Origin of the sequence: Enterobacter sp. PI-10 (genome assembly GCF_027947695.1) — a bacterium.
GTDB classification, from domain to species: Bacteria; Pseudomonadota; Gammaproteobacteria; order Enterobacterales; family Enterobacteriaceae; genus Enterobacter; species Enterobacter vonholyi.
Window position 1 is genome coordinate 111,114 of sequence record NZ_JAJNOG010000010.1, and the last position, 19,273, is coordinate 130,386.

Here is a 19,273-nt window from a genome sequence, read left to right on the forward strand (position 1 = left end):
GCTCCTTAGTGACAGTCGCCCGCCGGGCTGCTGCAGCAGGTCGCGGCGGTTTTACGGTTTGCCAGCAGGTCGATGTCGACGCGGCTGCGTGCCCGCCGCAGCAGACCGAGCACTATCACGTTAAACAGCACAACCGCGAGAATGCAGACCAGGCTGTAGCGCGGGTGCTGGCTGAAATTGACGGTTTGATAAAACAGCGTCGCCAGCGAGTAAGCGATATTCAGCCCCCACAGGATAGAGAAGCCCATCCAGCCGCGGCTGGACTCGCGAGCAATCGCCCCCATCACGGAGATGCACGGAATGTAGAGCAGAACAAAGATGAGGTAGCTATAGGCGGCGGACGCGCTGCCAAATTTCTCGCTCATCACCCCCATGGCACCCGTCGCCATTTCACCGTCGCCTTTGCTCGCTTCAATCGGGTTCGCCAGCACGCTCAGGCTGAAGGTGTCCTTCAGGCTCTGCCAGGTTTCCTCTATGGCACCCAGCAGCTCATGACCGAGATGAAACTCTGCCGGATTAAATTCCTGCTCCTGAATGTTCTCGGCGGTGTAGAGCGTGTTCAGGGTACCGACAACCACCTCTTTTGCCATTGCGCCGGTAAACAGCCCGACGGTTGCCTGCCAGTTATCCTCATGCACGCCAATCGGTTTGAAGACCGGCGTGATGACGCGGCTGACGGAGGCGAGGGCAGAGTCGTTAATGTTATCTGCCGCCTGTCCGCTGAGGGTGAAGCTGTTCAGCGCGCTCAGGAAAATACTGACGATGACAATCACCTTACCAGCGCGCAGGACGAAGCCTTTCAGGCGCTGCCAGGTCTGGATCGCCAGGCTTTTCAGATGGGGGACGTGGTACACCGGCAGCTCCATCACGAACGGTGACGCTTCACCGCGCATTATGGTGTGCTTCAGCATTAGACCGGTCAGGATCGCCATCACGATGCCCAGCACGTAGAGCGAGAAGACCGCCAGCGCGCCCTGCTGGCCAAAGAAGGCTGCCGCAAAGACCGCGAAGATCGCCAGTCGGGCACCGCAGGACATAAACGGCGCCATCATAATGGTCATCAGACGCTCGCGCGGCGCATCCAGGGTGCGTGCGCCCATCACCGACGGCACGTTACAGCCGAAGCCGACGATCAGCGGGACGAAGGATTTACCCGGCAGGCCCAGCGCCTGCATCAGACGATCCATCACGAACGCCGCGCGCGCCATGTAGCCGGAATCTTCCAGGAACGAGAGGAACAGATACATCATGCCGATCTGCGGCACCAGAGGCAGAACGGTGTTGATACCGCCGCCGATCCCCTGCGCGAGGAAGATGGTTAACCATTCCGGGAAGTGGAGGGTGTATCCCACCCACTGAATGCCGTGCACGAAGACCGCGACGGAACCGGCGTCGAAAATAGGCTGGAGTGCGCCGCCGATGTTAATGGCGAGCAGGAACATCACGTACATGACCAGCAGGAAGATGGGCAAACCGAGGAAGCGGTTAAGCACGACCTTATCCACCGCCGCCGTAAAGCGGCTGGGTTCCGCCGTCAGCGCGTTACTCACCACGTCGCAAATCGAGGCGATGGCCTGGTAACGCGCATCGGCGATGTGCAGCGCCGGATCGTCCAGCTCGTCGCTAAGACGAGCCACCGTCGCGTCCAGCTTATCGGCCGCATGCCCGGCGTAAGCGCGGCTGTAGATATCCCCTTCCAGCATCTGCAGGCCAAGCCACAGGCGCTGTTTCGCAGGCATGGCTTTGTCCATCTCCTGCGCCAGCACGTTGGCTTCGCGCAGGAGAGGCTGGGCGTAATGCACCAGCTCAACGTCGCGATTTCCCGCGTGACGGTCAATGGCCAGCTTCAGCGCATCAATACCGCGAGCCCGCGTCGAAACCAGCGGAACGACCGGGCATCCCAGGCGCGCGGAGAGGGCATCGACGTCGATGCGCAGCTTTTGTTTCTCTGCGATGTCGAGCATGTTGAGCGCCACGATGCAGGGGATACCCAGCTCCAGCAGCTGCAGCGTCAGATAGAGGTTACGCTCGAGGTTTGAGGCATCGACCACGTTGATCAGCAGATCCGCGTCGCCGCCAAGAATATAGTGACAGGCGATTTGCTCATCGAGCGAGGTTTGTGACGAAATGGTGGTTAAGGAGTAGGTGCCGGGAAGGTCAACCAGCGTCACCTGGTTGTCTGTCGTCGTGAACTGGCCCTCTTTACGCTCAACCGTCACGCCCGCCCAGTTGCCTACGCGCTGGCGTGCCCCGGTCAGCTGGTTAAAAAGCGTGGTCTTGCCGGAATTAGGATTGCCAATTAAGCCAATAGTTAACTTTTTCATTTTTTTAGACTCACTGAAACCGCTGGCTTGTTATCGGGATAAGGCTTCGACTTCTATTAATGCGAGGTCTTTCTTACGCAGGACCAGATTCACGCGGCGGGTTTCGATATGAACCGGGTCGCCCAGCGGCGCCACGCGCACGACCTGAAATGACGAGCCGGGCAGCATGCCCAGCGACAGCAGCTTTTGCCGATAGGCTGGGCTAATTTCGCGGGTAAAACCGGTAATCTTCCATGCACTGTCTGGAGTGAATTGCATAACGCCTGATTCCACGAAAGGTTAAATTATCTACTATGGGATGATAATGAGAATAGTTTTTATCAGCAATATTAAAACTGTGACGGAATGTTGTTTGCGGTATTAATTTACGGCCTGTTTGACCTTGCTCAATATTTGCTGAATTGCCTGGAAAACGAAAAGGGGAGTATTTGTTAACGGGGTGATAATTAGTGGTTTAAATATGGCTATGCAATCGGTTTCATATATTTCGATATGATTATTCCCCTCATCCCGGCCCTCTCCCTTCTGGGGAGAGGGTTAGGGTGAGGGGCATTTACAACCTTAGCGTTTTTTACCCATCGCAGCCGCCAGCGCATCCATCATCGCGCTGTTGCCTGCAGGCTGAGTATCACGTCCGCGCGGTTTTGCCGCTTTCGCGGCGGGACGCTGCTGTTCGCGGCCTCCGCCATTGCCGCCGCGGCGCGCGTTGGTGTCGCCCGGCTGCTCGTCCAGACGCATGGTCAGCGCGATACGCTTGCGCTGCAGATCCACTTCCAGCACTTTGACCTTCACGATGTCGCCCGCTTTGACCACGGTGTGCGGGTCTTCAACGAACTTGTCGGCAAGGGATGAGATATGCACCAGACCATCCTGATGCACGCCGATATCCACGAACGCGCCAAAGTTGGTGACGTTGGTCACCGCGCCTTCCAGCACCATGCCGGGCAGCAGGTCGTTCATGGTTTCCACGCCGTCGGCAAAGGTCGCCGTTTTGAACTCAGGACGCGGATCGCGGCCCGGCTTTTCCAGCTCTTTAATAATGTCGGTGACGGTTGGCACACCAAATTTGTCGTCGGTGAAATCAACGGCTTGCAGGTTGCGCAGGGCGCTACTGTCACCCATGAGATCTTTCAGCGCCTGCTGGGTGGCGGCCAGGATGCGTTCCACCACAGGGTACGCCTCCGGGTGCACGGTGGAGGCATCCAGCGGGTTATCGCCGTGGTTGATGCGCAGGAAGCCCGCACACTGCTCAAAGGCTTTTGGCCCCAGACGGCTCACCTTCAGCAGCTGCTGACGGTTCTGGAACTGACCGTTCTCATCACGCCAGGCGACGATGTTCTGCGCCATCATGCGGGTTAAGCCCGCCACGCGGGTCAGCAGGGGAACGGAGGCGGTGTTCAGGTCAACGCCAACGGCGTTTACGCAGTCTTCCACGACCGCATCCAGCTTGCGCGCCAGCTGAGTCTGGCTCACGTCGTGCTGATACTGGCCCACGCCGATCGATTTCGGATCGATCTTCACCAGCTCCGCCAGCGGATCCTGCAGGCGGCGAGCGATCGAGACCGCGCCGCGCAGGGAAACGTCCAGGTCCGGGAACTCCTGTGCCGCCAGCTCGGACGCGGAGTAGACGGATGCCCCGGCCTCGCTGACGATCACTTTCTGTGCCGTCACTTTCGGGAACTGCTTCTGCACGTCGAGATAGAAACGCTCGGTTTCGCGGGATGCCGTACCGTTGCCGATGGCGACCAGCTCGACGTTGTATTTTTCGCACAGTGCCGCCACCACGACGGCCGCTTTCGCTGCCTGGCCGGTGTGCGGATAGATGGTGTCGGTGGCGACCAGCTTGCCGGTTCCGTCAACGACAGCGACTTTTACACCGGTACGCAGACCCGGATCGAGACCCATGGTCGCGCGCAGGCCGGCAGGGGCGGCCATCAGCAGGTCGTGCAGGTTACGGGCGAAGACGTTAATCGCTTCATCTTCGGCGCGTTCGCGCACGGTGCCCATCAGCTCGGTTTCGAGGTGCATCAGCACCTTGATGCGCCAGGTCCAGCTTACTACGCCTTTACGCCAGCTGTCTGCCGGGGCGTTGTTCAGACGCAGGCCGAGATGGTCGATAATGATCTGCTCGCAGTGGCTCTCTTTCGGCGGCTCGTCAAACTGCGGGTCGGCGTTCAGGGAGAGCTGGAGCACGCCTTCGTTGCGGCCGCGGAACATTGCCAGCGCGCGGTGGGAAGGGGTGGTGGAAATCGGTTCGTGGTGATCGAAATAGTCGCGGAATTTCGCGCCTTCTTCCTCTTTACCCGCGACGACGGTAGAGACGATGTGGGCATTCTTCCACAGGTAATCACGCACTTTAGCGAGCAGCGCGGCGTCTTCGGCGAAGCGCTCCATCAGAATGTAGCGTGCGCCGTCGAGGGCGGCCTTGGTGTCCGCCACGCCTTTGTCAGCGTCGATAAATTTCGCCGCTTCGGTTTCCGGATCGTGCGACGGCTCGTTCCACAGCAGGTCGGCCAGCGGCTCAAGGCCCGCTTCAATCGCAATCTGCCCGCGCGTGCGGCGCTTCGGTTTGTACGGCAGATAGAGATCTTCTAATTCGGTTTTGCTCAGGGTGCCGTTAATGGCGCTTTCCAGATCGCTGGTCAGTTTGCCCTGTTCGCCGATGGATTTGAGGATCGCCTGACGACGTTCTTCCAGTTCGCGCAGATAACCGAGACGGGTCTCCAGGTTACGCAGCTGCGTGTCATCCAGACCGCCGGTGACTTCCTTACGATAGCGTGCAATAAACGGCACGGTGTTCCCTTCATCAAGCAGGCGAACGGCAGCTTCTACCTGTTCGGCTCTGGCCTGAATATCACCCGCAATAATGCGGCAGAGCGAATCATTCATCATGGCTTTATCATCTGTTGAGTCGAAAAAATCAGGGGATAGTTATACGGGCTGACACGGCAAAATGCCAGCCGGGGAGGGCGCTCTCGGACTATTTTACGTAGACGATCTCATTGACGTACCAGCTGGCTTCACCGGCTGGAGTCTGCACGACGGCCAGATCGCCCACTTCCTTTTTCAGCAGCGCGCGGGCCATCGGGGAGTCGATGGAGATGTAATCCTTACGACCAAAAATTTCATCGTAGCCGACAATGCGAAAACGCAGGGTGTCACCATCGTCGTTTTCAATTTCCACCCACGCGCCGAAGAACACTTTGCCCTCCTGCTGCGGAGAGTAATCGACAATTTTAAGATTCTCGAGGCACTTCGTCAGATAGCGAACCCGGCGGTCAATTTCGCGTAGCCGCTTTTTGTTGTACTGGTAGTCAGCGTTTTCGCTGCGATCGCCCAGGCTTGCCGCCCAGGTCACCTTTTTGGTTACTTCAGGACGCTCTTCGCGCCAGAGGTAATCCATCTCTTTTTTGAGCTTTTCGTACCCTTCGCGGGTGATCAGGGGCGTTTTCATGGTAAAGCCTTTGCTGCCTGCCGGTTAACTGTCTTGCGCACAATACGTACCACACAGTGTAACAGACAGGATTAATAATGATTTATGTGATGAAATGAGCAGATAAGCTGCTGTTAAATATGCTTTGTAACAATTTCGACTAGAATTTATACCAGAATTAACTGGTCGAATACGTGCACTTTTTTAGAATACGCTGTTACAAAGACTATCCGAACCTTTGGGAGTACACACAATGCAAGAGAACTACAAAATTCTGGTCGTGGATGACGACATGCGCCTGCGTGCGCTGCTGGAACGTTATCTGACCGAGCAGGGCTTCCAGGTTCGTAGCGTCGCGAACGCTGAGCAGATGGACCGTCTGCTGACCCGTGAATCTTTCCACCTGATGGTTCTCGACCTGATGCTGCCTGGCGAAGACGGGCTTTCTATTTGCCGCCGTCTGCGCAGCCAGAGCAACCCGATGCCGATTATCATGGTGACGGCGAAGGGCGAGGAAGTTGACCGTATCGTGGGCCTCGAAATCGGCGCGGACGACTACATTCCAAAACCGTTTAACCCGCGTGAACTGCTGGCACGTATTCGCGCCGTGCTGCGCCGTCAGGCGAACGAGCTGCCGGGCGCGCCGTCGCAGGAAGAAGCCGTTATTGCCTTCGGCAAGTTCAAGCTGAACCTCGGCACGCGCGAAATGTTCCGTGAAGACGAGCCGATGCCGCTCACCAGCGGCGAGTTTGCGGTCCTGAAAGCGCTGGTCAGCCACCCGCGTGAACCGCTTTCCCGTGACAAGCTGATGAACCTGGCGCGCGGTCGCGAATACTCCGCAATGGAACGCTCTATCGACGTGCAGATCTCCCGTCTGCGCCGCATGGTGGAAGAAGATCCGGCGCATCCTCGTTATATTCAGACCGTATGGGGTCTGGGCTACGTGTTCGTCCCGGACGGCTCTAAAGCATGAGGCGAATGCGCTTCTCGCCGCGAAGCTCGTTTGCCCGCACCCTGTTACTGATCGTCACCCTGCTGTTCGTCAGCCTGGTGACGACCTACCTGGTGGTGTTGAACTTTGCGATCCTGCCGAGCCTCCAGCAGTTCAATAAGGTCCTGGCCTACGAAGTCCGTATGCTGATGACCGATAAACTGCAGCTGGAGGACGGCACGCAGCTCGTCGTTCCCCCGGCGTTTCGCCGTGAAATCTATCGTGAACTGGGCATTTCGCTCTATTCCAACGAAGCGGCGGAAGACGCTGGCCTGCGCTGGGCGCAGCACTACGAATTCCTCAGCCAGCAGATGGCGCAGCAGCTGGGCGGTCCAACGGAAGTGCGCGTTGAGGTCAACAAAAGCTCGCCCGTCGTTTGGCTGAAAACCTGGCTGTCACCCAATATTTGGGTTCGCGTTCCGCTGACCGAAATCCATCAGGGCGATTTCTCACCGCTGTTCCGCTATACCCTGGCGATTATGCTGCTGGCGATAGGCGGCGCGTGGCTATTTATCCGTATACAGAACCGACCTCTGGTCGACCTGGAGCACGCTGCGCTGCAGGTCGGTAAAGGGATTATTCCTCCTCCGCTGCGTGAGTATGGCGCCTCGGAAGTCCGTTCAGTGACGCGTGCCTTTAACCATATGGCGGCAGGCGTGAAGCAGCTGGCGGATGACCGTACGCTGCTGATGGCGGGCGTCAGCCACGACCTGCGCACGCCGCTAACGCGTATTCGTCTGGCGACGGAGATGATGGGAGAAGAGGACGGTTACCTTGCCGAGTCCATCAATAAGGACATTGAAGAGTGTAACGCCATTATTGAGCAGTTCATCGACTACCTGCGCACCGGGCAGGAGATGCCAATGGAGATGGCGGATCTGAACGCGGTGCTGGGCGAAGTCGTGGCGGCGGAAAGCGGCTACGAGCGCGAGATTGATACCGACCTTCAGGCCGGTGAAATTCAGGTTCGTATGCATCCGCTCTCCATTAAACGTGCGGTCGCCAACATGGTGGTCAACGCGGCGCGCTACGGCAACGGCTGGATTAAGGTCAGCAGCGGGTCTGAGCTCAACCGCGCTTGGTTCCAGGTGGAAGACGACGGTCCAGGCATCAAGCTCGAGCAGCGTAAGCATCTGTTCCAGCCGTTTGTGCGCGGCGACAGCGCGCGCAGCACCAGCGGTACGGGCTTAGGCCTGGCGATAGTGCAGCGTATTATTGATAACCATAACGGGCTGCTGGAGATTGGCACCAGCGAGCGGGGTGGGTTGAGCATTCGCGCCTGGCTGCCGGTACCGGTGACGCGGGGGCAGGTGAAAGAGAGTTGAAAAAAGGGTGGCACGAGCCACCCTTTTTTGTAGGTCGGGTAAGGCGAAGCCGCCACCCGACATGGACTACAGTTTTGGACCCGCGCTCACCAGCGCAGCACCCGCCGGGGTATCGGTATACTTCTCGAAGTTCTCAATAAACAGCTTCGCCAGCGATTCCGCCTTCTCGCGCCACTGCTCCGGAGAACCGTACGTGTTGCGCGGGTCGAGGATATGCGTATCCACACCCGGCAGCGACGTTGGGATCGCCAGGTCAAACATCGGCAGCGTGAAGGTTTCGGCGTCGTCCAGAGAACCATCCAGAATGGCGTCGATAATCGCGCGGGTATCTTTGATAGAGATACGTTTGCCGGTACCGTTCCAGCCGGTGTTCACCAGGTATGCCTGGGCGCCGGATGCCTGCATGCGTTTCACCAGCACTTCAGCGTACTGCGTCGGGTGCAGCGACAGGAAGGCCGCGCCGAAGCAGGCGGAGAAGGTTGGGGTTGGCTCCGTCACGCCGCGCTCGGTACCTGCCAGCTTGGCGGTGAAGCCGGAGAGGAAGTGGTACTGCGTCTGGCTGGCCGTCAGGCGCGACACCGGAGGCAGCACGCCGAACGCATCCGCCGTAAGGAAAATGACCTTCGTGGCATGACCCGCTTTTGACACCGGCTTCACGATATTGTCGATGTGATAGATCGGGTATGAGACGCGGGTGTTTTCCGTTTTCGACGCATCGTCGAAGTCGATGGAGCCGTCGGCACGCACGGTAACGTTTTCCAGTAGCGCATCGCGACGGATCGCGTGGAAGATATCCGGCTCGGCCTCTTCAGACAGGCGAATAGTCTTCGCGTAGCAACCGCCTTCAAAGTTGAATACGCCGTCGTCATCCCAGCCGTGTTCGTCATCGCCAATCAGGCGACGTTTTGGATCGGTGGACAGGGTGGTTTTACCGGTGCCGGACAGGCCGAAGAAGACCGCCACGTCGCCTTTTTCACCGACGTTAGCCGAGCAGTGCATGGAGGCAATGCCCCGCAGCGGCAGCAGGTAGTTCATGACGGAGAACATCCCTTTCTTCATTTCGCCGCCGTACCAGGTACCGCCGATCAGCTGGATACGCTCGGTCAGGTTGAAGGCAACAAAGTTTTCGGAGTTCAGACCCTGCTCTTTCCACTGTGGGTTGGTGCATTTCGCGCCGTTCATCACGATGAAATCAGGGGTGAAGTCCTGCAGCTCTTCGTCGGTTGGACGGATAAACATGTTTTTCACGAAATGCGCCTGCCAGGCCACTTCGGTGATAAAACGCACGGAGAGACGGGTATCGGCGTTAGCGCCGCAGAAAGCGTCGACAATAAACAAACGCTTGCCGGAAAGTTGATGGGTGACGAGCCCTTTCAGGTGCTGCCAGGTTTCCGGGGAGAGCGGTTTATTGTCGTTCTTCCCTTTGCCCTTGTCAGCCCACCACAGCGTATCGCGGGTGGTTTCGTCTCGGACAATATACTTATCTTTCGGCGAACGACCGGTAAAAATACCGGTATCGACGGCGATAGCACCAAGATTTGTCAACACACCACGCTCGTATCCTTCCAGTGCTGGATTGAGCTCTTCCTGATACAGCGTATCGTAGTCGGGGTTGTAGACGATTTCCTGGACGTCGTGAATACCATAAGCCTTGAGATCTTGCGGGGTTAAACCAGTAACACGCATATCACTGCTCCTTAGCCAATATGTACTGCCTGAAATTGTAGGGTTTTTCTGAGGTTGTTTACCGCGACGGGGCTCATAGATTCACGCATCTGGACAAAACCCTTACTAACGGAAAACGCTGCGACTCCAGTCACGGCGCAGGCGGATTATCGCAGGAATCGCTTTTTGGGTGGGGAAAATGTTCCGAAAAGGTTAAAGGCTGGTGATTTTATCGGAAAGAATGTGAATGTAATCGCATACACGTAAGAAAATTACGTAAGAGTTACATTGGGAAAACGATTCAGCTTGGGTGGAGTTTTTTACCCCTCAACCCAGCCCTCTCCCAAAGGGGAGAGGGTTAGGGTGAGGGGAAAGAGAGCTTTAGTGAACCTGCGGATCCGCCGGGGAGGCGTTATTGCGGATCTCAGCGATATCCATCGAATTGAATACATAGTGCGTACCGCAGTAGTCACAGTGCATATCAATTTCGCCGTCTTCCGCCATGATGCTGTCGATCTCTTCATCCGGCAGGGTTTTCAGTGCGCCAGCGCAACGCTCGCGTGAGCACGTGCACTTGAACTCCACGGACTGCGGGTCGTAGACGGTCACTTCTTCTTCGTGGTACAGACGCCACAGCACGTCGGTCGCCGACAGGTTGAACAGCTCTTCCGCCTTGATGGTTTCGGTCAGCGTCGCCAGGTGCTCAAAATCATTGGTCTGAGCGTCCTGGGCAGGCAGAACCTGCAGCAGCATACCGCCCGCAGCAGGCTGGCCGTCCACTTCACCGGTGCGGATGAACAGACGCGTCGGCAGCTGCTCGGAGCGCATGAAGTAATCTTCCAGGCAGGCTGCCAGGGTATCGCCTTCCAGACCGACCACGCCCTGATAGCGCTCACCTTCCTCTGGGGAGATGGTGATCACCAGGTAGCCGTTACCTACCAGCGTTTTGAGGTCAGCATTTTCTGGCACGTCGCCCTGAACGCGCGCCACGCCGCGCATCTGCTGCTGGTTATTGCCGTTGATGACCGCCAGCGTCATCGGGCCGTCGCCCTGCAGCTGCACGGTGATATCCCCGGCAAACTTCAGCGTTGCGGTAAGCAGGCTGGTGGCAACCAGCAGTTCGCCCAACAGGGTCTTCACCGGCAGCGGGTAATTGTGGTTTTCCAGAATCTGTTTCCAGGTTTCGGATACGGTGACCAGCTCGCCGCGCACGGCGAATTGTTCAAACAGATAGCGGTGTAATTGGTCGTGTTGGGCCATTTTCATCTCTCGTGCGGGTGAGGTTAATCAGTCTCACCGTGTTTAAATTTCATCAGATCGCGGCGCTCTTTTTTGTCCGGCCGCCGGTCCGGGTGTGGCATCGTCAGCGCGTTCATTTTGCGCGCCAGCGCGGTCTTCTCGCGCTTTTCAATGCTCTCCGCCGTCTCTTCATAAAGCATTACGGCTTCCGCTGCGGGTCGACGTTGTTCGGTAATGGCTTTAACCACCACCGTACGTTCATCGTTGCCCTGACGCAGCGTTAAGGTGGCATTCAGCTCAACCATCTTGCTCGGCTTGCTGCGCTGGCCGTTGTAATGCACTTTTCCGCCGTCTACCATCTCGCGGGCAAGGGCGCGCGTTTTATAAAAACGCGCTGCCCACAGCCATTTATCCAGTCTTACCCCGTCTGAGGGTTTTTCTTTCATGGCGTCTCCTTCACGGTCAGTGAGGGGATCATCTGGCGATAGTCGTTCAGTCCCGGGTGGCGCAGATAGCTTTTTTCAGCCAGGCCAGAGTCAGGATTGGTGACGCCCAGACAGTAGCGAATGCCAAACCTTGCGGCAGAATCCAGAATGGGCTCGCTGTCATCAATGAACAACGTACGTTCCGGCTGCAAACCCGTCTCTTCCTTCACCGCATGCCACAACCGCTGATCCTCTTTCGGATAACCAAATGTGTGGGTGGAAAGTAATAAATCAAGGTGCGACGCCAGACCCGTATGTTCCAGCTTCACCGCCAGATTATGTGGATGCGCGTTGGTCAGCAAGATACGACGCTTGCCGCTTGCTTTCAGCGCATCCAGAAAGGGCAATGTATCTTCGCGCAGAACGGCGCGCGGGCCCTGGGCGGTAGTCATGGCACAAATATCCAGACCGAGGCGCTCGCTCCAGTAGTCAAGACAGTACCAGTTTAGCGTATGTTGCACGGCGCTATATTGTGAACGAATGAATGCCTGCGCTTCTGCCGGGGAGATCCCCTGCTGTTCGCCATAGGTTTCTGGAACCAGCGTTTGCCAGAAATAGTTATCAAAGGCGAGATCGAGCAGCGTGCCGTCCATATCCAGCAGAACGGTATCAACCTCCTGCCAGGCGATATCAAGATGCATTAGGGGAACTCCAGCCAGAAGAAACGTGCGCGACAGGGTAGCACATCTTGTCGCGCAACGACGTTATCAGATCAGGCTCTCAGACGAGGGGATCAGCTTAGGATTGAGGCAGTTTTCGTAATATTGCTGGATGTCGGCAAGCCGCGTGCGCGAGCGCTGGTAGCGGCGCAGGGCCATAAAACCGTTCCAGAAAATGGCGATCAGCATCGCGGTCATCAGCAGCGAGGTGCCGATGTAGCGCCACAGCCCAGCGCTATCCGGCATCCGGTGCAGGCCGATATGGCGAGTGCCGTTGGCGTCGGTATAAATACTCGTGACAATCCCTTCTGCGCTGAACGGCGTTTGCATCAGCATCTGCGCCAGGCGCTGGAATTGGCTCCACTGCTCCTGCGCCGGATAATCATAAAGCGCCACCTGCGGATAAGGCTGATCGACCAGGTCGCTGCCCTCATCGCTTGCAATTACAAAGCCGCCCGGTGCCGGGCTGTTCAGCGCCTGAGCCGCACGGGTGGTCTCGCGCATCATGAACGGTGACGTCGAGGTGGCGACCAGGTTATCAAGAGATTCAGCGCTAACCGGCCGCAGCAGCACGTTGACGCCATCCAGCCGTCCCGCTTCGGCGCGTTTCACCAGCGAGTCCCAGTCTTTACTGTTCCCGAGGTTTACCAGGGCATTTTTAAGACGTATGCACTCATCCTGAGAGGAACAAAGATCCTGCGTTTTCAGGACGATGTCACCAAAATCATCCAGCAGAACCATGCCTGATTTTTGAATGGCCGAACGCAGTGCGGGACTAACGCGTGAATCATCGTCCGGTTTCGGGTGCAGCTGGCGGTTAACCGTCTGGGTAAGAGCCGTGGCTTTATTCACGACTTCGGATTCCGGCAGCGGCAGCGGCGGTGCGTCGTTCCAGATAATTTGTGAGCAATCGAACGGCATAAACGGTGAGTTCTGGCGCATGTTCCACGCCCCCGGGGTGTGAATATTACACATCCCGGTTCCCTTCAGGCGCAGCGTGTCCCCCACGCGCACACCGGCTTCATCCAGTTTGTTGACGCTGGTCGCTTCAATGGTTTGCGCCCCTTTGATCCACGACAGGGTGAATTTAATGGGCATATCCAGCGGCACGAAAAGCAGCAGCATGACTAAGACCAGCGCGGCGCCGCCGGCAATGACCGTGCTGCGAAGCCAGTGCTGAAGCGGAAAATTTTTCACTTCATCATGCAGGGATAAGAAGCGCCCCTGACGCACAACGTGGCGGTCAAGGTAGATATCAATATCGGTTTTCTGCCCCAGGTCCTGCGCGATCCACGGTTGCCAGTGGCGCGGGTAGATCAGGTCGATAATACCGAGCGAGATATTGTTGAGATGTTCCTGATCGTTTTCACCGAAGAGGCCCCAGCGCTTTGGCGTTCCGCGCAGGCAGTGGATTTCGCGCAACGAGGTTTTGGCCGGTGGGGCAAAGAGCCCCCAAAGCCCGCCCGCCAGCAGCAGAACCGCACCGCCAGCCAGCCAGGGGACAAACACATCCGGCGTGAGGAGGCAGATAAAAAAGAGCAGGAAGGCAGCAACGATCAGAATGGCTTCGCGGATGCCGTCCGGGCGGCTCAGAGCGTACTCTTCATGGGTTTCCTGGCGAATATTCAGCAGTTCAATCTGCTCAGTCTCTTCGCCACGAATGGAGGCCTGCGTTGAACTGGCGCGTTCCAGCGCAAAACGAGGGGCTTCCTGAAGGTATTCATTCAGCGTATGGCCGTTAAGCGAGATAACCAGGGGCAACGAGTCGGTGTGAATCAGCTCAACGCTGTTTTCGTCGTTAATGTATTGCTCCCAGGACGGGGGCAGATGCACTTCGACGGAATCAAGGTAATAGCGCCATTTGTTAGGGTCATCAGTAGTGATGCCATAGCGCGTGATGGAGCGCGTCACGCAGAGCACGGTATCACTTTGTGCATTAAGATTTAGCGCGACGGGCGCAGCGGTGGCTCCCGTTGGCCCAGGCGTTAACTGAGTACGGTTCAGGATTTCGAGATAGTTTTCAACCGCATCGCGCTCGTCTTGCGTAAGTTTACGCGTGCTCGCACCCGCAAATGCATTTAAAAAGGGCAGGCGATAACGGCGCTGTACGCGGCGCCTGTACAACCACCCTGCAACCAACGCACCGGCCAGCATAGCAGCGAGAACAATCAAAATGGTGCTCATGCTTTCCCCATCTTACTTATCTTCTTACAGGTGTAGTCAGTAGCACCTTTACATTGAATGAGAGTCTGTGGTTGGCTATCGGCAAGTATGGAGTCGAACTTGAGCATTCTGAAGCGCATCCCAGTGACCGGTGATGATAGCAAAGCCTGTTATGGCGCGATATCAGCAAATTCCTGGAAACATTTCAACCTCTTGACATTTGTTTTGAATTGAGGATTGATCCCAAATACGTTGCATAAATGTAAATAAAGAACAATTGACATTGCCGAAACCGTGCAGCGTATCGCACAATAACGCCAGTTCTCACTGCTAAGACCCATCAAGATGAGCAAACCACTACAAAAACCCACCATTCTGAATGTTGAAACTGTCGCCAAATCGCGCCTGTTTAATGTCGAAAGTGTGGATCTGGAGTTCAGCAACGGTGTGCGTCGCGTTTATGAACGTATGCGCCCTTCTTCGCGCGAAGCGGTGATGATTGTTCCCATTGTCGACGATCATCTGATTTTGATCCGCGAATACGCTGTGGGAACGGAATCTTACGAGCTCGGGTTCTCGAAAGGGCTTATCGACCCGGGTGAAACCGTCTTTGAAGCGGCAAACCGCGAGCTGAAAGAAGAGGTGGGGTTCGGGGCTAATGAGCTTTCATTCCTGAAAAAGCTGAGCATGGCACCGTCCTATTTTTCCAGCAAAATGAATATTGTGGTGGCTGAAGATCTCTATCCTGAATCGCTGGAAGGGGATGAGCCGGAGCCGTTGCCGCAGGTTCGCTGGCCGTTAGCCCACCTGATGGATCTGCTGGAAGACCCTGACTTTAATGAGGCCCGCAACGTGAGCGCGCTGTTCCTGGTACGGGAGTGGTTGAAGGGGCAGGGGCGACTGTAGGCCATAAAAAAAGCCGGGTGGCGACTTCGCCTTACCCGGCCTACGATGCTTTGCCCGGTTTTTACCGGGCATTCTTATTTTTAGAACAGCTCGTGCGTTTCGCCGTTATCGATAATCTCTGTACCCACCTCGTGCACCGCCTGTGTGGTAGGCTGGGTGCCCTCAATGAAATACTCTTCGCGACTATTACCGCCGTTGGCAAGCTGACCGGTGCTGCGGTCGATATTGACCGTCACCACGCCTGGCGGCGGCGTTAACGGCTGCTCCGGCACACCTTCAAGAACGGACTTCATGTAGGCATCCCAGGCCGGCTGCGCGCTCTTCGCTCCGCCTTCGTAGCCGGAAATCTGATCCTTAATCGCGCCGGATGCCGTGGTACGACCTAAATCACGGCGGTGATCGTCGAAGCCGATCCAGACTGATGTCACCACGCCCGGGCCGTAGCCGGAGAACCACGCATCTTTCGAGCTGTTGGTTGTCCCCGTTTTACCGCCGATATCATGGCGCTGCAAATCACGACCTGCGCGCCAGCCGGTACCCTGCCAGCCCGGTTCACCGAAGATGTTGGTGTTCAGCGCGCTCTTAATCAGGAACGACAGCGGCGTGTTGATCACATGCGGTGCGTACTCCTGCGCGCCGGTCTGCGCCACCAGCGCCTGGTTCGCCTGCTCGAGCTGCGGCTGTGGCACAACGCCGTTCTGCTGCTCCTGCGACACGGCAGGGTCTTCCATGTCCTTATTCTCAAGCACCTCGGATTTCGGCGTATTGCCGTAAATGACCGGAATATCGCAGTCAGGGCAGGCAATTTTCGGCTTCGCTTCGAACAGTACGCCGCCCTGATCGTTCTCGATTTTACTGATGAAGTACGGGTCAACCAGGAAGCCGCCGTTAGCCATCACCGAGTACCCGCGGGCGACCTGAAGCGGCGTAAAGGAGGCTGAGCCTAACGCCAGCGACTCGGTGCGAACGATGTTCTGTGCCGGGAAACCAAAGCGCTGCAGATATTCTGCGGCATAGTCGACGCCCATCGCGCGCATGGCGCGCACCATCACCACGTTTTTCGACTGCCCCAGACCCTGACGGAGACGAATAGGACCGGCATACTCCGCAGGGGAGTTCTTCGGCTGCCAGTCGGAACCCGCACCGGCATCCCAGCGGGAGATTGGCACGTCGTTGAGGATGCTGGCGAGGGTCAGTCCCTTATCCATCGCGGCCGTGTAGAGGAACGGTTTGATATTGGAACCGACCTGACGTAGCGCCTGCGTGGCGCGGTTAAATTTGCTCTGGTTGAAATCAAATCCGCCGACCAGGGCCAGGATCGCACCGTTCTGTGGATTGATAGAGACCAGGGCCGAGTTGACGTCCGGCACCTGTGCCAGCCACCAGGCTTCGCCTACTTTGCGCACCCAGATTTGCTGCCCGGTCTGAACTGCATCGGTCACTTTACGCGGCGTTGCGCCCTGTAGGGTATCCGAGCGGTACGGACGCGCCCAGCGGACACCGTCCATGCGCAGAGAGACGGAGGTGCCGTCCGCGAGCGTCGCAACGGCTTCCTGAGGATCGGCCTGCGTCACCACGGCAGGCAGGAGCGGACCATAGGTTGGCAGCGCCTTCAGCGTACTGGTGATTTTTTTGCTGTCCCACGCGCTTTCGCCCACTTTCCAGAGCACGTTTGACGGGCCGCGATAGCCGTGACGCATATCGTAATCCATCACGTTGTTCCGTACCGCTTCCTGAGCCGCCTGCTGGACTTTGCGGGTGACGGTGGTGTACACGCGATAGCCATCTTCATAGGCCTTGTCACCATAGCGATTCACCATCTCCTGGCGAACCATTTCGGTCAGGTAAGGAGATGCAAAGGCGATCTCAGGGGCGTGGTAGTTAGCGTCAATGACATCGTTACGTGCCTGGTCGTATTCGCTCTGGCTGATGTAGCCTTCGCTCAGCATACGTGACAGGACGACGTTGCGACGCGCGGTGGCGCGATCGAGCGAGTAGAGCGGGTTAAACGTGGATGGCGCTTTTGGCAGCCCGGCTATGGTGGCCATTTCGCTTAAGGTGAGTTGCTCAACAGGCTTGCCGAAGTACACCTGTGCGGCAGCCCCCACGCCATAGGCGCGGTAGCCCAGGTAGATTTTGTTGAGGTACAGCTCAAGGATTTCATCTTTGCTCAGCAGCTGCTCAATACGGATCGCAAGGAACACCTCTTTGATCTTACGTATTAGCGTTTTTTCAGGGCTGAGGAAGAAGTTACGCGCCAGCTGCTGCGTAATGGTGCTCGCCCCCTGAGAGGCGTGACCAGAGAACAACGCAATGCTCGCGGCACGGAAAATTCCCACCGGATCGACACCGTGGTGCTCGTAAAAACGGCTGTCCTCCGTGGCGATAAAGGCTTTCACCATCACGGGGGGAATTTGGTTTAAGGTCAGCGGAATACGGCGCTTCTCGCCATACTGCGCCATCAGCTCGCCATCGGCGCTATAGACTTGCATCGGGATCTGGAGGCGCACATCGCGAAGCGTGGCGACATCAGGCAGCTGTGGCTCAATATATTTGTACAAACCGTAAATCGAGCCTGCTCCCAGCAGAATGCAACAGACTGCAAGGATGAATAAATACTTTACGAACTTCACCGGAGATTTCCCATTTGGTTTCACTTGGGCAGTTTCTAAACAATCGCGCGGTAGTATAAAGGCAAGCCTGATTCATTGATATAGCCGTCAAGACGACGGGCGATAAGGAGATCGTGAAGCATGGCTTTCAAAATATGGCAAACGGGCGTTCATATTCAACAGGATAGGGTGCGAATCGTCTCGTTGGCCCGGGAGAGGTCTGGCTGGTGCTTACGCCGCTGGTGGGCGATACCTCTGGCCGAAGGTATCATTCGTGACGGCAAAATTTGTCAGCCAGAACAGATGGTTGATGCGTTACGCGACTGGCGAAAAACGCTGCCCCACTACCACCGCGTGTTCCTCTCTTTCCCGGCAGCACGCACCCTGCAGCGGTCGCTTCCCCTTCCGGCCGCTGCGCTGCGCGACAGCGAGCAGCTCACATGGCTCGGTGCGGCGCTCGCGCGAGAACTGGAGATGTCTGCCGAAACGCTCTGTTTCGATTACGCGCAGGATACCTTCAGCAATACCTTTCACGTGACTGCCGCGCAAAATAACGAGGTCGACACCCTACTGGCGCTGGCGAAAACGCTGCGTTTGCGGCTGGTAACCATTACTCCGGATGCCAGCGCGCTGGCGAATCTTCTTCCTGCGGTGGCACCAGCGAAATGCATCGCCTGGCGGGACGATCGGCAGTGGCTCTGGGCTATGCGCCACCAGTGGGGACGCCGCTTAACTACCGAAGCAGAAAGCATGGCTGAGCTGGCGGCGCTGCTGGCTCTTGGGCCGGATGACATCGCGCTGTTTGATAGCCGACGTGACCCGTGGGAAATCCTGGAACGTTACCATGCTCCATTACCGGACTGCGGCGCTGATTATACCGTTGCGCTGGCTTTGGCCATGAGCGAGGTGCCCGCATGAGCATCATGAACTTTCTGCCGTGGCGACAGCAGCGGCGCTCGCGATGCCTGCGCTTCTGGGGCGCAATGTGTGTCGGCACAGTGCTGTTGCTGTTCGTGACCATTTTCTGTCTGCGGATCAACCATCTCGTGAAGCTGCGCGCACTGCAAACGGATCTGACGGGAATGCAGGCCGTGCAGCACGCGCTTGTCGCCCGGCAAAGACTGACCGCACAGGCGCAGATGCCCGTGCAGACCCTGCAACAACGGGCATGGCAACCGGTGCTGGAATCCCTTTCCCGCGCCGTTCCGGCACAGGTCTGGCTGACGGAGTTGCGCTATCAGCCCCCTGCTCTGATGCTGAGCGGGTATGCCATAACCCTGCCGGCCCTGTCTGCTCTGCGCGATGCGCTTGGCCTCATAGCGGATTTTACGCCCGGGACGACGGGTGAGCTTCGGCAGGACAGCCAGGGGCGATGGATGTTCACCCTTCATCTTAAAAGCGAGGGGTAACGCGTGGATACCCTGTTAGAACGCTGGTGCGAAAGCAGTCCCTTGAATCGGGTGCTCTTCTG

The 19,273-nt window shown here is 57.2% G+C and carries 15 protein-coding genes; 5 read left to right on the forward strand and 10 right to left on the reverse strand.

Annotation, left to right across the window (positions count from 1 at the left end; all coding sequences use genetic code 11):
• Positions 1 to 5 precede the first annotated feature (5 nt).
• The 4 genes from feoB to greB form a co-directional block, all read right to left on the reverse strand.
• Positions 6 to 2,324 (reverse strand): Fe(2+) transporter permease subunit FeoB, encoded by a 2,319-nt coding sequence (feoB, locus tag LRM19_RS18640; protein WP_271369606.1) that lies wholly within the window; start codon positions 2,322 to 2,324, stop codon positions 6 to 8.
• 30 nt (positions 2,325 to 2,354) lie between these two features.
• Positions 2,355 to 2,582, reverse strand: a complete 228-nt coding sequence (feoA, locus tag LRM19_RS18645) for a ferrous iron transporter A (RefSeq protein ID WP_008503050.1) — start codon at positions 2,580 to 2,582, stop codon at positions 2,355 to 2,357.
• A 303-nt stretch (positions 2,583 to 2,885) separates the two neighbouring features.
• Positions 2,886 to 5,216 (reverse strand): Tex family protein, encoded by a 2,331-nt coding sequence (locus LRM19_RS18650; protein ID WP_115876851.1) that lies wholly within the window; start codon positions 5,214 to 5,216, stop codon positions 2,886 to 2,888.
• Positions 5,217 to 5,304: 88 nt separating this feature from the next.
• Positions 5,305 to 5,778 (reverse strand): transcription elongation factor GreB, encoded by a 474-nt coding sequence (gene greB / locus LRM19_RS18655; RefSeq protein ID WP_014885539.1) that lies wholly within the window; start codon positions 5,776 to 5,778, stop codon positions 5,305 to 5,307.
• A gap of 232 nt (positions 5,779 to 6,010) precedes the next feature.
• Here greB and ompR point away from each other — a divergent pair, with 232 nt between their 5' ends.
• Both ompR and envZ read left to right on the forward strand, forming a co-directional pair.
• Entirely contained in the window at positions 6,011 to 6,730 is a 720-nt protein-coding gene (gene ompR / locus LRM19_RS18660; RefSeq protein ID WP_001157751.1) for an osmolarity response regulator transcription factor OmpR, read from the forward strand.
• Positions 6,727 to 8,073 carry a two-component system sensor histidine kinase EnvZ gene (gene envZ, locus LRM19_RS18665; RefSeq protein WP_271369607.1) on the forward strand — a complete coding sequence of 449 codons (1,347 nt, stop codon included), beginning with the start codon at positions 6,727 to 6,729 and terminating at the stop codon, positions 8,071 to 8,073. Before ompR ends, envZ begins: the two co-directional genes overlap by 4 nt.
• 66 nt (positions 8,074 to 8,139) lie before the next feature.
• On the opposite strand, the gene pckA is transcribed toward envZ, so the two are convergent.
• The 5 genes from pckA to LRM19_RS18690 all read right to left on the reverse strand — a co-directional run bounded on the left by pckA (position 8,140) and on the right by LRM19_RS18690 (position 14,305).
• A complete protein-coding gene (pckA, locus tag LRM19_RS18670; RefSeq protein WP_023309493.1) occupies positions 8,140 to 9,759 on the reverse strand; it encodes a phosphoenolpyruvate carboxykinase (ATP) in 1,620 nt (539 codons plus the stop codon).
• 360 nt (positions 9,760 to 10,119) lie between these two features.
• Complete coding sequence (gene hslO, locus LRM19_RS18675) at positions 10,120 to 11,004, reverse strand: Hsp33 family molecular chaperone HslO (RefSeq protein WP_161495995.1); 885 nt, start codon at positions 11,002 to 11,004, stop codon at positions 10,120 to 10,122.
• A gap of 17 nt (positions 11,005 to 11,021) precedes the next feature.
• The gene (hslR, locus tag LRM19_RS18680) at positions 11,022 to 11,423 is read right to left on the reverse strand and encodes a ribosome-associated heat shock protein Hsp15 (RefSeq protein WP_115876852.1); all 402 of its coding nucleotides are present in this window, start codon (positions 11,421 to 11,423) and stop codon (positions 11,022 to 11,024) included.
• A complete protein-coding gene (yrfG, locus tag LRM19_RS18685) occupies positions 11,420 to 12,103 on the reverse strand; it encodes a GMP/IMP nucleotidase (protein WP_127732494.1) in 684 nt (227 codons plus the stop codon). The genes hslR and yrfG overlap by 4 nt, the downstream gene beginning before the upstream one ends.
• A gap of 66 nt (positions 12,104 to 12,169) precedes the next feature.
• Positions 12,170 to 14,305, reverse strand: coding sequence for an intracellular growth attenuator family protein (locus LRM19_RS18690; protein WP_115876853.1), 2,136 nt, complete (start codon positions 14,303 to 14,305; stop codon positions 12,170 to 12,172).
• Positions 14,306 to 14,629: 324 nt separating this feature from the next.
• Here LRM19_RS18690 and nudE point away from each other — a divergent pair, with 324 nt between their 5' ends.
• Positions 14,630 to 15,190 carry an ADP compounds hydrolase NudE gene (gene nudE, locus LRM19_RS18695; RefSeq protein WP_008503041.1) on the forward strand — a complete coding sequence of 187 codons (561 nt, stop codon included), beginning with the start codon at positions 14,630 to 14,632 and terminating at the stop codon, positions 15,188 to 15,190.
• 80 nt (positions 15,191 to 15,270) lie between these two features.
• On the opposite strand, the gene mrcA is transcribed toward nudE, so the two are convergent.
• Complete coding sequence (mrcA, locus tag LRM19_RS18700; RefSeq protein WP_111963766.1) at positions 15,271 to 17,823, reverse strand: peptidoglycan glycosyltransferase/peptidoglycan DD-transpeptidase MrcA; 2,553 nt, start codon at positions 17,821 to 17,823, stop codon at positions 15,271 to 15,273.
• Positions 17,824 to 17,943: 120 nt separating this feature from the next.
• Between mrcA and pilM the strand changes: the two genes are divergently transcribed.
• Complete coding sequence (pilM, locus tag LRM19_RS18705) at positions 17,944 to 18,720, forward strand: pilus assembly protein PilM (RefSeq protein ID WP_127732488.1); 777 nt, start codon at positions 17,944 to 17,946, stop codon at positions 18,718 to 18,720.
• Positions 18,717 to 19,211, forward strand: a complete 495-nt coding sequence (locus LRM19_RS18710) for a PilN domain-containing protein (RefSeq protein WP_271369608.1) — start codon at positions 18,717 to 18,719, stop codon at positions 19,209 to 19,211. Before pilM ends, LRM19_RS18710 begins: the two co-directional genes overlap by 4 nt.
• Positions 19,212 to 19,273: the final 62 nt, after the last annotated feature.